At 69.8% G+C, this 13,135-nt stretch carries 13 protein-coding genes; 5 read left to right on the top strand and 8 right to left on the bottom strand.

Annotated elements, in window-relative coordinates:
- Window positions 1–164: 164 nt before the first annotated feature.
- From AKG07_RS00165 to AKG07_RS00180, 4 genes are read left to right on the top strand one after another with little or no spacing between them, the layout of a single operon-like run.
- Window positions 165–1,853: a circularly permuted type 2 ATP-grasp protein gene (locus AKG07_RS00165; protein WP_053095421.1), complete on the top strand. Its 1,689-nt coding sequence runs from the start codon at window positions 165–167 to the stop codon at window positions 1,851–1,853.
- On the top strand, window positions 1,847–2,773 hold the full coding sequence (locus tag AKG07_RS00170; RefSeq protein ID WP_053095422.1) for an alpha-E domain-containing protein: 927 nt from the start codon (window positions 1,847–1,849) through the stop codon (window positions 2,771–2,773). Before AKG07_RS00165 ends, AKG07_RS00170 begins: the two co-directional genes overlap by 7 nt.
- Window positions 2,770–3,615 carry a transglutaminase family protein gene (locus AKG07_RS00175; RefSeq protein WP_053095423.1) on the top strand — a complete coding sequence of 282 codons (846 nt, stop codon included), beginning with the start codon at window positions 2,770–2,772 and terminating at the stop codon, window positions 3,613–3,615. Before AKG07_RS00170 ends, AKG07_RS00175 begins: the two co-directional genes overlap by 4 nt.
- 48 nt (window positions 3,616–3,663) lie before the next feature.
- Window positions 3,664–4,173, top strand: a complete 510-nt coding sequence (locus AKG07_RS00180; protein WP_053099026.1) for a phosphoribosyltransferase — start codon at window positions 3,664–3,666, stop codon at window positions 4,171–4,173.
- Between the two features lie 6 nt (window positions 4,174–4,179).
- Here the strand turns inward: AKG07_RS00180 and AKG07_RS00185 are convergent, their stop codons facing one another.
- The 8 genes from AKG07_RS00185 to AKG07_RS00220 form a co-directional block, all read right to left on the bottom strand.
- The gene (locus AKG07_RS00185) at window positions 4,180–5,703 is read right to left on the bottom strand and encodes an ATP-dependent DNA ligase (protein WP_053095424.1); all 1,524 of its coding nucleotides are present in this window, start codon (window positions 5,701–5,703) and stop codon (window positions 4,180–4,182) included.
- 78 nt (window positions 5,704–5,781) lie between these two features.
- Entirely contained in the window at window positions 5,782–6,552 is a 771-nt protein-coding gene (locus AKG07_RS00190) for an enoyl-CoA hydratase/isomerase family protein (protein ID WP_053095425.1), read from the bottom strand.
- 10 nt (window positions 6,553–6,562) lie between these two features.
- The gene (gene paaE, locus AKG07_RS00195) at window positions 6,563–7,741 is read right to left on the bottom strand and encodes a 1,2-phenylacetyl-CoA epoxidase subunit PaaE (protein ID WP_053095426.1); all 1,179 of its coding nucleotides are present in this window, start codon (window positions 7,739–7,741) and stop codon (window positions 6,563–6,565) included.
- Window positions 7,741–8,247 carry a 1,2-phenylacetyl-CoA epoxidase subunit PaaD gene (gene paaD, locus AKG07_RS00200; RefSeq protein WP_053095427.1) on the bottom strand — a complete coding sequence of 169 codons (507 nt, stop codon included), beginning with the start codon at window positions 8,245–8,247 and terminating at the stop codon, window positions 7,741–7,743. The genes paaE and paaD overlap by 1 nt, the downstream gene beginning before the upstream one ends.
- A complete protein-coding gene (paaC, locus tag AKG07_RS00205) occupies window positions 8,241–9,083 on the bottom strand; it encodes a 1,2-phenylacetyl-CoA epoxidase subunit PaaC (protein ID WP_053095428.1) in 843 nt (280 codons plus the stop codon). Before paaC ends, paaD begins: the two co-directional genes overlap by 7 nt.
- The gene (paaB, locus tag AKG07_RS00210) at window positions 9,080–9,385 is read right to left on the bottom strand and encodes a 1,2-phenylacetyl-CoA epoxidase subunit PaaB (RefSeq protein ID WP_053095429.1); all 306 of its coding nucleotides are present in this window, start codon (window positions 9,383–9,385) and stop codon (window positions 9,080–9,082) included. The genes paaC and paaB overlap by 4 nt, the downstream gene beginning before the upstream one ends.
- A complete protein-coding gene (paaA, locus tag AKG07_RS00215) occupies window positions 9,385–10,362 on the bottom strand; it encodes a 1,2-phenylacetyl-CoA epoxidase subunit PaaA (protein ID WP_053099027.1) in 978 nt (325 codons plus the stop codon). The genes paaB and paaA overlap by 1 nt, the downstream gene beginning before the upstream one ends.
- Window positions 10,363–10,484: 122 nt before the next feature.
- On the bottom strand, window positions 10,485–10,904 hold the full coding sequence (locus tag AKG07_RS00220) for a hypothetical protein (protein ID WP_053095430.1): 420 nt from the start codon (window positions 10,902–10,904) through the stop codon (window positions 10,485–10,487).
- Window positions 10,905–10,998: 94 nt separating this feature from the next.
- Here AKG07_RS00220 and AKG07_RS00225 point away from each other — a divergent pair, with 94 nt between their 5' ends.
- Window positions 10,999–13,119, top strand: a complete 2,121-nt coding sequence (locus AKG07_RS00225; protein ID WP_053095431.1) for a RecQ family ATP-dependent DNA helicase — start codon at window positions 10,999–11,001, stop codon at window positions 13,117–13,119.
- Window positions 13,120–13,135 lie beyond the last annotated feature (16 nt).

Below are 13,135 nucleotides of genomic sequence, written 5' to 3' on the forward strand. Positions count from 1 at the left end.
CCGTATGTGTCTCGCCCCCGCGTCATCGTGGGGAGCTTCGTGCCTCTTTTTCAGGCACCGGCGTCGGAGAGCGCCGGACGCGTCGATCCTATCGCGCCCGTGCCGACGCGGCGCCGACTTGCGCGCGTAACACCGCCGAAACCGCGACACGGAAACATGCGGCCATGGAGTCACTGTTCGACGGATACACCTCGCGCCGGTCGCCGCAGCGAGCGGGGGCCGCGCCGTGGGACGAGATGTTCCCTGCCGATGCGCAGCCCGGTGGTGGGGGAGTGCGCCTGCCCTATCAGGACATGTATCCCGCGCTCGCGAGCATGGACGACGCCGAGCTGAGAGCACGGACCGACGCGCTCGCCAGCTCGTACCTCGCGCAGGGCGTGACGTTCGACTTCGCCGGGGAGGAGCGTCCGTTCCCGCTCGACGTGGTGCCTCGCGTGGTCGCCGCCGACGACTGGCGCTATGTCGAGTCGGGGGTGAAGCAGCGGGTGCGTGCGCTCGAGGCCTTCCTCGCCGACGTCTACGGCCGGCAGCATGCGGTGCAGGACGGCGTGATCCCCTCGTCGCTGATCAGCTCCTCCGCGCACTTCCACCGTCAGGCGGCCGGCATCGTCGGAGCGAACGGCGTGCGCATCCATGTCGCGGGGATCGACGTCATCCGCGACGAGCTCGGAGCCTGGCGCGTGCTCGAGGACAACGTGCGCGTGCCGAGCGGCGTCAGCTACGTGCTCGCGAATCGCCGGGTGATGGCGCAGACGCTCCCCGAGCTGTTCACCAGCCTGCGCGTGCGTCCCGTCGTCGACTACCCGGGCCGGCTGCTCCAGGCGCTGCGTGCGGCGGCGCCGGACGGCGTCGATGATCCGACCGTCGTCGTGCTGACCCCCGGGGTGCACAACTCGGCGTACTACGAGCACACCCTGCTCGCTCGCATGATGGGCATCGAGCTCGTCGAAGGACGCGATCTCTTCTGCTCGGGCGGTCGGGTGTGGATGCACACGACCTCGGGGCCGACGCGGGTGGACGTGATCTACCGCAGGGTCGATGACGAGTTCCTCGACCCGCAGCAGTTCCGTCCGGACTCGGTGCTGGGCGCGCCGGGGCTGATGCTCGCGGCGCGCCTCGGCACCGTGACGCTCGCGAACGCCGTCGGCAACGGCGTGGCCGACGACAAGCTCGTGTACACGTACGTCCCCGATCTGATCCGCTACTACCTGGGAGAGGAGCCGGTGATCCCGAACGTCGACACCTGGCGGCTCGAGGAGCCGGACGCGCTGGAGGAGGTGCTCGACAGGCTCGACGAGCTGGTGGTGAAGCCGGTCGACGGATCCGGCGGAAAGGGGCTGGTCGTCGGTCCCGACGCGTCGCGCGAGACGCTGGACGAGCTGCGTCGGTCGCTGCGGGCGGATCCCCGAGGCTGGATCGCCCAGCCGGTCGTGCAGCTCTCGACCATCCCGACGCTCGTGGAGGACGGATTCCGCCCGAGACACGTCGATCTGCGACCCTTCGCCGTGAACGACGGGCACGACATCTGGGTGCTGCCCGGCGGTCTCACCCGCGTCGCTCTGCCCGAGGGGCAGCTCGTCGTGAACTCGAGCCAGGGTGGAGGGTCGAAGGACACCTGGGTGTTGGATCCGTCGCTCTTCACCGGGCCGACGTCGACTCTGGACGGAGACCCGGACGCCGCCGCAGACGAGGTGTCGCTGGCGACCGGGGCGATCGCCGTGGTCGCTCCGGCGCGTGAGGAACCGCATCCGCCCTTCCTCTCGTCTCCGCAGGACGAGGACCTGGACCTGCGTCACCACCAACAGCAACAGCAGCAACAGCAGCAGCAGCAGCAGGGAGGCGCAGGATGCTGAGTCGCATCGCCGAGGCGCTGTTCTGGATCGGCCGCTACGTCGAGCGCGCCGACGGCACCGCCCGCATCCTCGACGTGCACCTGCAGCTGCTGCTCGAGGATCCGTGGGTCGAGGAGGACACCGCATGTCGGGCGCTCCTGTCGGTGATGGGGACGACGGCCGATGCCGGCACCGTGCTGAGCCGGGACGACGTCGTGCGGCTGCTCGCGCTGGATCGTGAGCACTCCGCGTCGATCGCCCATTCGATCGCGGCGGCGCGGGAGAACGCTCGACGAGCGCGCGAGATCATCTCGACGGACCTCTGGGAAACGCTGAACGAGTCGAACGCACGGATGCCGCGGCGGATCGCCTCGGACAAGACGCACCCGTTCTTCCGCTGGGTGCGTGATCGGTCGGCGCTGGCCTTCGGGGTCGTCGACTCCTCGACGAGCCGGGATGAGGCCTGGCACTTCTTCGTGCTCGGCCGCTCGATCGAGCGCGCGGACATGACGGCGCGGCTGCTGGCGACGCGGTCGCTGACCGAGGCAGGCGGACCGAGCTGGACGACGCTGCTGCGCAGCTGCGGGGCATACGAAGCCCACCTGCGCAGCCACCGGGCGGTGCCCACGGGGGCGTCCGCTGTGGAGTTCCTCCTGATCGACCGGCTGTTCCCCCGATCGGTGCTCTCGAGCATCCTCCAGGCCGAGGAGTGTCTGCGCGGTATCGATCCGGCGGGTGCGTTCGGCGTGCCCGATCGGGCGCATCGCGTCTTGGGACGCATGCGGTCGGAGCTCGAGTACCGACCGATCGGCGACACCGTGCATCGGCTGTCGGAGAGCATGGAGGAGGTCCAGGTGGGGATGTCGGTGGCGAGCGACGCGATCAGGGAGCGGTACTTCCCCTCGATCGCGATGCCGGTGTGGATCGGAGAGGCGCTGTGAGTCGGCTCAAGATCGTTCACCGCACCGGCTTCCGCTACGAGCAGCCGGCGACGGCGTCGTACAACGAGGCGCGGATGCTGCCGCACTCCCGGGACGGACAGTTCGTGCTGCAGGCGACGCTCGACATATCGCCGACCGCGACCCAGCACTCGTACACCGACTACTGGGACACCCGGGTCTCGACGTTCGAGCTGCTGACCCCGCATCAGATGCTCTCGGTCACCGCGACGAGCGTGGTGGATGTGAGGCCGCTGCCGACGGGAGAGGCGGACATCGACTGGGACGAGCTGGCAGCCCGGATACCCCAATCGCTCGAACTCGCGGAATGCGTGGCGCAGACGCCTGCCACCGCTCCCGATGACGAGATGCGCGACCTCGCCCTGCACATCGAAGCGGAGGGTGGTGGCGTCGACGAGACGGCCCGAGAGATCTGCCGCACCGTCGGGGAGGCCATGGAGTATCGCAGCGGCGTCACCGGCGTGAGCTCGACCGCCCGCGACGCGTGGCCCACCCGGTCCGGCGTCTGCCAGGACATCGCTCATGTGGCGCTGGGCGTGCTGCGCGCAGCGGGGATCCCGGCGCGCTACGTGTCGGGGTACCTGCATCCCGATCCGACGGCGGCGATCGGACAGGCTGTGACGGGGGAGTCGCACGCCTGGGTCGAGTGGTACTCCGGCGAGTGGCGCGGATACGACCCCACCAACCTCGTCGACATCGGCGAATCGCACGTCTATGTCGGCCACGGTCGGGACTACGCCGATGTCGCACCGCTGCGCGGGGTGTACGCGGGACCCAGCGCCTCCGAGCTGTTCGTCTCGGTCGAGGTCACGCGCCTCGGCTGAGGCGACGGCGTGGCGGGAGTTCGAGTGGTGGTGCAGGAGAATGAGACGATGACGGATGCATCGATCGAGCGCGAGACGCTCACCTGGGACGGCTTCGGATCCGCGACGCGAGACCTCGCGCGCCGGATCCTGGACAGCGGCTTCATGCCCGAGGTCGTGGTGGCCATCGCGCGGGGCGGTCTGCTGCCTGCCGGTGCCATCGCCTACGGTCTCGGAGCGAAGAACTGCGGTGCGATCAACGTCGAGTTCTACACCGGCATCGGCACGGTGCTCGACGCGCCGGAGGTGCTGCCGCCCGAACTCGACATGGCGTATCTCGACGGTCGACGCGTGCTGCTGGTCGACGACGTCGCAGATTCGGGTCGCACGCTCGCCCTCGCCGTGCAGCTGCTGAAGGACAAGGGCGCCGACGTGCGCTCGGTCACGATCTACACCAAGCCGTCGACGATCATCCAGCCCGACTACGCCTGGAAGGACACCGACCTGTGGATCAACTTCCCCTGGTCGTTCCAGGGCACGGTGCGCGAAGAGGACCTCGGTCTCGCTCCGTCGGCCTGACGAGAGTCACCCGCGCAGCAGCGCCCGCAGGGTCTCGATCGTGTCGGCGTCGGCAGGGTTCTTGTCGGGTCGATAGCCCTTGACTCTCGCGAACCTCAACGCGATGCCTCCGGGGTATCGCGGCGAGCGCTGCACGCCGTCGATCGCGATCTCGACCACGAACTCCGGTCTCAGGAACACCGCGCCCTGCGTGCGCCTCGTCTCGAGCGGCGGGAAGTTCTCCGTCTGCCAGCGCAGCAGCTCGTCGGTGAGCCCCTTGAACGTCTTGCCGACCATGACGAGACCGCCGGGCTCGCCGAACTCGCCGGTCGGGTCGAGTGCGCCGAGGTGCAGGTTCGACAGGAGCCCCTGGCGCCGACCCGACCCCCATTCGGCGGCGAGCACGACCAGGTCGTAGGTGAGCACGGGCTTGACCTTGACCCAGGACTTGCCGCGGCGTCCCGCCGAATAGGGCGCATCGATCCCTTTGACGAGCACCCCCTCGTGGCCCGCGGCGAGAGCCTCGCGCGACAGCTGCTCGGCCGCTTCGGCGTCGTCGGTGACGATGCCCGGCATACGCCATTCGCCGACGACCCTCTCGAGTTCGGTCAGGCGGGTGGACAGGGGCTCGTCGAGCAGATCGCGTCCGTCGACGTGCAGGATGTCGAAGAACCACGGCCGCAGCACGAGCTCGCGCGAGACGTCTGCCCCGAACCGCGACATCGTCTGCTGGAACGGCCGAGGGCCGCCGTCTTCGTCGAGTGACAGCGTCTCACCGTCGAGGATCAGATCGTGTGCGGGGAGCGCGCGCACGATTTCGACGATCTCCGGCACCCGGTGGGTGATGTCGGCGAGGCTGCGGGTGTAGACGCTCACATCGTCTCCCTGGCGATGCACCTGGATGCGCGCGCCATCGAGCTTGTACTCGACGGACGCGGTGCCGGTGATGTCGAGCGCGGCGGTCGGGGTGGCCGCGGTCGATGCGAGCATCGGCAGCACGGGGCGACCGACGACCAGGCCGACCGCATCGAGGTCGTCCTCCGTGCCGGTGAGTGCGAGCACGGCGGTCTCGCCCAGGTCGCCGGAGAGCATCGCTGCTCGTCGCACCGATGCCGCCGGGCGATCCGCGGCACGGGCGATGGCATCGAGCAGGACGCCGCCGAGCGCGCCCGTGCGCAGCTCGCCGAGCATGGCCCGCGACAGGAAGTCCCATTCGGGAGCCGTCGCTCGCGACGCGAGAGCCGAGAGGGTCGCGGAACGCGCCGCGGCCGACCCCGACCCGGACGAGCCGGTCAAGGCCTCGAACGCGTCATCGACATCACGGATCGACAGCGAGGGCTCGGCAGCGTGCTGCACGTCGAGCGCCGCCACCCCGCGCCAGCCGACACCCAGCCGTCCCTGTCGCGGCGTCGCGAGCAGCAGCCCGACGAGGGTGGGCACGTCGGTCGCGTCAGCGCGTGCGAGCAGCCGGGACACGGCGTCGATCTTCGCCAGGCGCGATGCGGTGGCGGTGACTTCTTCGGCGGTGGAGACGAGCTCCGAGAGCAACATGCAGGCAGTCTCGCACCCGCATCCGACATCGGCGACGGCCTTGCGTCCGTCCGTCCTGCCGCAGTAAGCGGATGCGACTCAGCGGCCGCGGAACTCCGGCGTGCGTTTCTCCTGGAACGCCGCGAACCCCTCGCGGTAGTCGTCGGTGTCGCACAGGGCGGCCTGGGCGGCGTTCTCGAGATCGATCGACTCCCACAGCGCCAGGCGCTCGTCGCGGATCCTGGCGACCAGCTGCTTGCTCGCCAGGAAGGCGGCGGTGGCGCCACGCGCAGCGGTCGCTGCGGCATCCGTCGTCGCCTGCACGACCTCGTCGTCGGGCAGCACCCGGGAGAAGAGCCCCGCTGACACGGCCTCGGTGCCGCTCATCAGCCGACCGGTGTAGATGAGGTCGAGTGCCCGGTGCGCCCCGAGACGTTCGACGAAGAGGGCGTGGCCGCCGGAGTCGAGAGTGGCGCCGAGCGCGGCGAACGGTGACCCGATCTTGGCCGACTCTGCGACGTACACGACGTCGGTGGCGATGAGGAGTCCGAGGCCGACGCCGAGACAGGCGCCGTGCGCCACCGCGAAGGTCGGGGCGGGGAACCGCGCCATCCGCTGCAGCAGCGGGGTCACGAGCCCGCCGAGATACGCGATCACGTCGTCGTCACGGGGGTCGACGCCCGCGATGTCGCGACCGGCGCAGAAGGCCCGGCCCTCGCCCCGCAGCACCAGCGCGCGCACCCCCGCGGCATCCGCCTCGTCGTAGGCGCGGCCGAGATCGCGGAGCGCCTGCTCGTCGAGTGAATTCCGCTTCGTCGGCGCATTCAAAACGACGGTGGCGACGTCGTCGGCGACGGTCAGATCGATCATCCGATGCTCCTCAGACGTCGTAGTCGACCACGATGCGGTCGCTCGTGGGGTGGGATTGGCAGGTGAGGACGTAGCCGCGCTCGAGCTCGTCGGGCTCCAGCGCGTAGTTCTCCGTCATCGTCACGCTGCCCTCGATGACCCTCGCACGGCAGGTTCCGCAGACGCCGCCCGCACACGCGAACGGCGCATCGGGTCGCACCCGCAGAGCGGCGTTGAGCACGGACTCGTGCGCGTCGACCGGACTCTCGACGGTCGACGAGACGCCGTCGAGATTCACCTCGATGCGGATCGTCTTCTCGCCCGCGCGCACCTCGACAGGGCGGGCGGCGCGCGCCGGCTCGTCACCCGTCGTGAAGAGCTCGAAGCGGATGTGCTCACGCGGCACACCGACGTCGGCGAGCACCTCTCGGCACAGGTCGACCAGCGAGAGCGGTCCGCACAGGAACCATTCGTCGACGTCGGTCGGATCGATGAGCGCTCGCAGGATGGTGCGCAGCTTCTCCTCGTCGATGCGTCCGGAGAGCACGGGGGCCGTGCGCTGCTCGCGGGACAGCACATGGTGCAGCGTCAGGCGCGTCGGGTAGCGATCCTTGAGGTCGGCGAGATCCTCGAGGAACATCACGTCGAGCGTCGAGCGGTTCGTGTAGAGCAGGGTGAATCGGGAGGAGTCGGAGCGCGTCAGCACGGTGTGGGCGAGAGCCATCAGCGGCGTGATGCCGGAACCGGCCGCGATGCCCACGACGTGACGCTGATCGAGATCGTCGAGCCCGGAGGTGAACGTGCCCTGCGGACTCATCACGTCGATCTCGAACCCGGGGTGAAGGCCCGTCTGCGCCCAGGTCGAGAAGAGCCCGCCCTCGTCGCGCTTCACAGCGACACTGAGCCGGGTCGGGACACCGGCGGAGATCTGCTCTGCCGTGCGGTGCTCGGGTGCGCGGCACAGCGAGTACGACCGGCGCACCTCCGTGCCGTCGAGCGACGTGCGCAGGGCGACATACTGGCCGGGCAGGTGGTCGTAGTCGTCGGCGAGGTCGGCGGGAACCGAGAAGGTCACCTCGACCGAGTCGTCGGTCAGCGGCCGCACCTCCTCGACGGCGAGGGTGTGGAAGCGCGCGCGCTTCTTCGTCGGCGCGGCGGCTCGACGAGGCGACGGCGCGGGCGCGGGACCGGAGAGGGCGAACAGCGACATCAGTGCACCTTGAAGTGGTCGAAGGGTTCGAGGCAGGCGCGGCATTCGAACAGCGCCTTGCACGAGGTGGATCCGAAGCGCGAGACCTCGCGGGTGTCCAGCGAGCCGCACCGAGGGCACCGCACGCTGATCGCGAGGCGGATCGGGCCGGACGAGATCGCCGAGCGCCCGGTCGGAGGCGCGATGCCGTACTCGGCGAGCTTCTGCCTGCCGGCATCCGACATCCAGTCCGTCGTCCATGCGGGGGAGAGCACGAGCCGGACCTCGACCCGTGAATATCCCGCGGCGGTCAGGGCGAGGATGACGTCGTCGCGGATCGTGTCCATCGCCGGGCATCCGCTGTAGGTCGGGGTGATGTCGACGCGCACCACGTCGCCGTCGACGCTGACCGCGCGCAGCACGCCGAGGTCCTCGATCGTCAGCACGGGCACCTCGGGGTCGGCCACGGCCGCGGCGATCCGCCAGGCGGTCGACCGGGGCGCGGTCTGCAGCGTGCCGGTCACCATGACGCTCCCGGATGCCGTCGCGCCAGGACCTGCATCTCCGCGAGGACATGGCCGAACGGACTCGCGTGCGCTCCTCGCCGTCCTCCGGCCGAGGATGCCGCGACGGCGGGAAGCGTCAGCTCGGCCTCGGCGAAGACGGCGGCGACGACGGCGTCGAAGCCCGCTCGCAGCGTCGACGGACGCGCCGCGGCGTCCCCGAGGCGGTCGATCAGGGGCTCGTCGCGGAAGAGCTCGTCGGCATACGGCCAGACGTCGCCCAGCGCGCGGATCATCCGCCGCCGGGATTCGTCGGTGCCGCCGGCGAGCCGCAGCACCCATTGCACCGCGTGGTCTCGGTGGTAGTCGACCTCTTTGAGGGACTTCTCGGCGATCGCCGCGAGGGTCGGGTCGCTGCTCGCCCGCAGGGCCGAGTACAGCTCGAACATGTAGGTCGACACGACGAACTGGCGGGCGATGGTCTGCGCGAAGTCGCCGTTGGGCTGCTCGACGATCCAGGCGCAGCGGAACTCCGGTTCGTCGCGGAAGTACGCGAGATCGTCTTCGGAGCGTCCGTCGAAAGACCCCGCGAAGTGCAGGAACGAGCGGGCATGCCCGAGCAGGTCGAGCGCGATGTTGCCGAGGGCGACGTCCTCTTCGAGTTCGGGCGCGCGGGAGATCCACTCACCGAGCTGCTGCGACAGGATCAGCGCGTCGTCGCCGAGCCAGAGCGCGTACTCGGCGATGTCGGCGGATGCCGCCGCGGAGCCGGTTCCGGTGAGCTCGTCACCGAGCCGCAGCTCGTCGACCGAGACGTCCCCGTGCGGGTCGCCGTGGATATCGCCCTGGATGTGGCTCACAGGTGCGGCACCCCCTCGGACGCCGTGTAGTACACGGCGTGCCGATAGTTCTTGCCGGCGGGGCTCTCGAAGTAGGCGCCCTTCGCGTCGGGGTCGCTGGTCGTGATCGCCTCGGCGGGCACCGCCCAGATCGACACGCCCTCGCCGCGTCGCGTGTAGAGATCGCGGGCGTTGCGGATGGCCATGTCGGCATCCGGGGCGTGCAGAGACCCGACGTGGACGTGGCTCAGGCCGCGGTTCGCGCGGACGAAGACCTCCCAGAGCGGCCAGGGCTCGCGGTCGTCGGCACCGGGTGTCGCCATCACGCCACCGCCTTCGTCTTCAGCGCCTGCTTGCGGGTGTACTCGGCCGCAGCCTCGCGCACCCACGCGCCGTCCTCATGGGCCGTGCGGCGGCGTTCGAGACGCTCGGCATTGCAGGGGCCGTTGCCGCGCAGCACCTCGAAGAACTCGTCCCAGTCGATCTCGCCGATCACGTACTGGCCGGTCTCGTCGTCGAAGCGCAGATCAGGGTCGGGCAGGGTCACGCCGAGGATCTCGGCCTGGGGCACGAGCATGCTGACGAAGCGCTGACGCAGCTCGTCGTTCGTGAAGCGCTTGATCTTCCACTTCATCGACTGCGCGGAGTTGGGGGACTGGTCGTCGGGCGGACCGAACATCGCCAGGCTCGGCCAGTACCAGCGGTTCACGGCATCCTGCGCCATCGTCTTCTGCTCGTCGGTTCCCTGCATCAGCGACAGCAGGATCTCGAATCCCTGGCGCTGATGGAACGACTCCTCCTTGCAGACGCGCACCATCGCGCGGCCGTAGGGCCCGTAGGAGGCGCGGCACAGCGGCACCTGGTTGCAGATGGCGGCTCCGTCGACGAGCCACCCGATCGCCCCCATGTCGGCCCAGGTGGGCGTCGGGTAGTTGAAGATCGACGAGTACTTGGCCTTGCCGCTGATGAGCTGATCCATCATCTCGTCGCGCGTGATGCCGAGCGTCTGTGCGGCGGAGTAGAGATAGAGTCCGTGCCCCGCCTCGTCCTGGACCTTGGCCATCAGGATCGCCTTGCGCTTGAGGCTCGGCGCCCGGGTGATCCAGTTGCCCTCTGGCTGCATGCCGATGATCTCGGAGTGCGCGTGCTGCGAGATCTGGCGGATCAGCGTCTTGCGATAGGCATCGGGCATCCAGTCGCGAGGCTCGATGCGCTGCTCGTTCGCGATGAGCTCGTCGAACAGGCGCTCGTCGTCGGACAGCTCTCCGTCGACGAGGGAGAGATCTGCGGGGCTGGTCATCATCGACTCCTCGGTTTCCGATCCGCTTTACTGACCGGTCGTTAGGTAATTCTGACACGGAGGTCGTCGCGGCGCAAGGAAGACCCCCGATGCGGCGCTCGGCGAGATGCTCGGAGAGTTGCTCAGCGCGAGCGGGAGACGAGGTCGAGGAGGGCTCTGCCGTACGCCTCGGAGGGATCCGGATGCTCGAAACGCAGGGTCTCGCCGGCGATCTCGACCTCGACCACGAAGGTGTCGGAGAGGCGGCTCAGCGCCCGGAAGGTGCCGCGCAGCAGCTCGCGCAGCTGATCCTCGCGGGGGAGCCACACCGCGTCCGCGAGGGTCACGGCGTCGAGCGCCCACTCCGTCGTGCCGTTGAAGGCGAGGTCCGTGCCGCTCGGGGTCTGGCGGGCCTCGATCGTCATCTCGCTGACCGTGAAGACATCGGCTTCGGCCTCGAGCTCGACATCGTTCGGAAGATCGAGCTGAAAGCGGTCGCCCTCGGCGGGATGCCACACGAGTCCGGCGTCGCGCAGGGATACGGCCAGTTCTCGGGTGATCATCGTCCCACGCTAGACGACGTCACCGAGGCTCGGCTCGAATCCGCCTGTGGATGGTGGCACACCGGGTGTCGGAGGCATCGGGCAGAGTGGAGACATGACTTCTCCCGCCTCTGTCGACACCCGCACCGCTGCGCTCTCGGCTCTGCGCGAGCTGGTCGGCCGCCCGGACGCCGACTTCCACGACGGTCAGTACGAGGCGATCGAGGCTCTGGTCGAGGGGCGCCGCCGCGCGCTCGTCGTGCAGCGCACCGGGTGGGGCAAGTCGGCTGTGTACTTCGTCGCGACGCTGCTGCTGCGCCGCCAGGGGGCAGGGCCGACCGTCCTCGTCTCGCCGCTTCTCGCGCTGATGCGCGATCAGATCGCCGCGGCCGAGCGGGCAGGCGTTCGAGCGGTGGCGATCAACTCGACCAATGCGCACGAGTGGTCGGAGGTCATGGAGCAGCTCGACCGAGACGAGGTCGATGTGCTGCTCGTCTCTCCCGAACGACTCAACAATCCCGCGTTCCGCGAGCAGCAGCTGCCGGCGCTGGTTCGACGGATCGGCATGCTGGTGGTCGACGAGGCGCACTGCATCAGCGACTGGGGGCACGACTTCCGCCCCGATTACCGGCGGCTGCGCGACCTCATCGAGCAGATGCCGCCCGAGGTGCCCGTGCTCGCGACGACGGCGACCGCGAACAGCAGGGTCGTGGCCGACGTCGCCGAGCAGCTCGGCACGGGAGGGGCGTCGGATGCCGCCGGCTCCGAGGTGCTCACGATCCGCGGCCCGCTCGCGCGCACCTCGCTGCGTCTCGGCGTCCTGCGTCTGCGCGACTCCGCCAGCCGGCTCGCGTGGCTGCTCAGTCATATCGACGACCTGCCCGGTTCGGGCATCATCTACACCCTGACGGTCGCGGCCGCGGTCGACACCGCCCGGCTGCTGCGCGATCACGGGCACGACGTGCGCGCGTACACCGGACAGACCGACACCGACGAGCGCACCGAGTCGGAAGGGATGCTGAAGCGCAACGAGGTCAAGGCCCTCGTCGCCACGAGCGCGCTCGGGATGGGCTTCGACAAGCCGGACCTCGGTTTCGTGCTGCACCTCGGCGCGCCGTCGTCGCCGGTCGCGTACTACCAGCAGGTCGGCCGTGCCGGTCGTGCGAGCGAGAGCGCCGACGTGCTCCTGCTGCCCGGCGTCGAAGACCGCGACATCTGGCACTACTTCGCGACCGCGTCGATGCCGGATCGGGAGCGCGCCGAGCGGCTGATCGCCGCCCTCGGCGATCAGCCCATCTCGACGCCCGCGCTCGAGGCGATGGTCGACATCCGGCGTACTCCGCTCGAACTGCTGCTCAAGGTTCTCGACGTCGACGGCGCGGTGCGCCGGGTGCAGGGCGGGTGGGTCGCGACGGGGCAGCCGTGGGCCTACGACGCCGAGCGCTATGAGCGCATCGCGGCCGAGCGTCGCGCCGAGCAGCAGCACATGATCGACTACGAGCAGACCGACGGATGCCGCATGGAATTCCTCCAGCGCTCACTCGACGACGACACGGCTGCGCCCTGCGGGAGATGCGACAACTGCGCCGGCATCTGGTTCCCGAGTGAGATCGGCGAATCGGCGACGACGCAGGCCGCGGAATCGCTCGATCGCGTCGGTGTCCCGGTCGAGCCTCGCCGCGCCTGGCCGACCGGAGCCGACAAGCTCGACGTGCCGGTGAAGGGGCGCATCCCCGCGGGGGAGCAGGCCGGAGAAGGGCGCGCACTCGCCCGTCTCACCGACCTCGGCTGGGGCGGCACGCTGCGCGAGCTCTTCGCGGCGGGCACCCCTGACGCGGTGGTGACGCCCCAGGTTCTCGGCGGCTGCGTGCGCGTGCTCGCCGACTGGGGGTGGGCCGAGCGCCCCGTCGCGGTCGTCGCCATGCCGTCGCGATCGCATCCGCTGCTCGTCGACTCGCTCGCCCGCGGGATCGCCGAGATCGGCCGCCTGCCGTATCTCGGTGCGCTCGACCTCGTGAACGGCGGGCCGACGGGCCAACCCGGTGGCAACAGCGTGTTCCGGCTGGCAGGTCTGTGGGACAGATTCAGCGCGCAGGGCCTCGACGTGCCGACCGGTCCCGTGCTGCTCGTCGACGATCTCGCCGACAGCCGCTGGACGCTCACGGTCGCCGCGCGCACGCTGCGCCAGGCGGGGGCAAGCGACGTGCTCCCGTTCGTGCTCGCGCTGCGCGGCTGACGGCGGGGACACCCGG

The organism is Microbacterium sp. CGR1 (genome assembly GCF_001266755.1).
Taxonomy (GTDB): Bacteria; Actinomycetota; Actinomycetes; order Actinomycetales; family Microbacteriaceae; genus Microbacterium.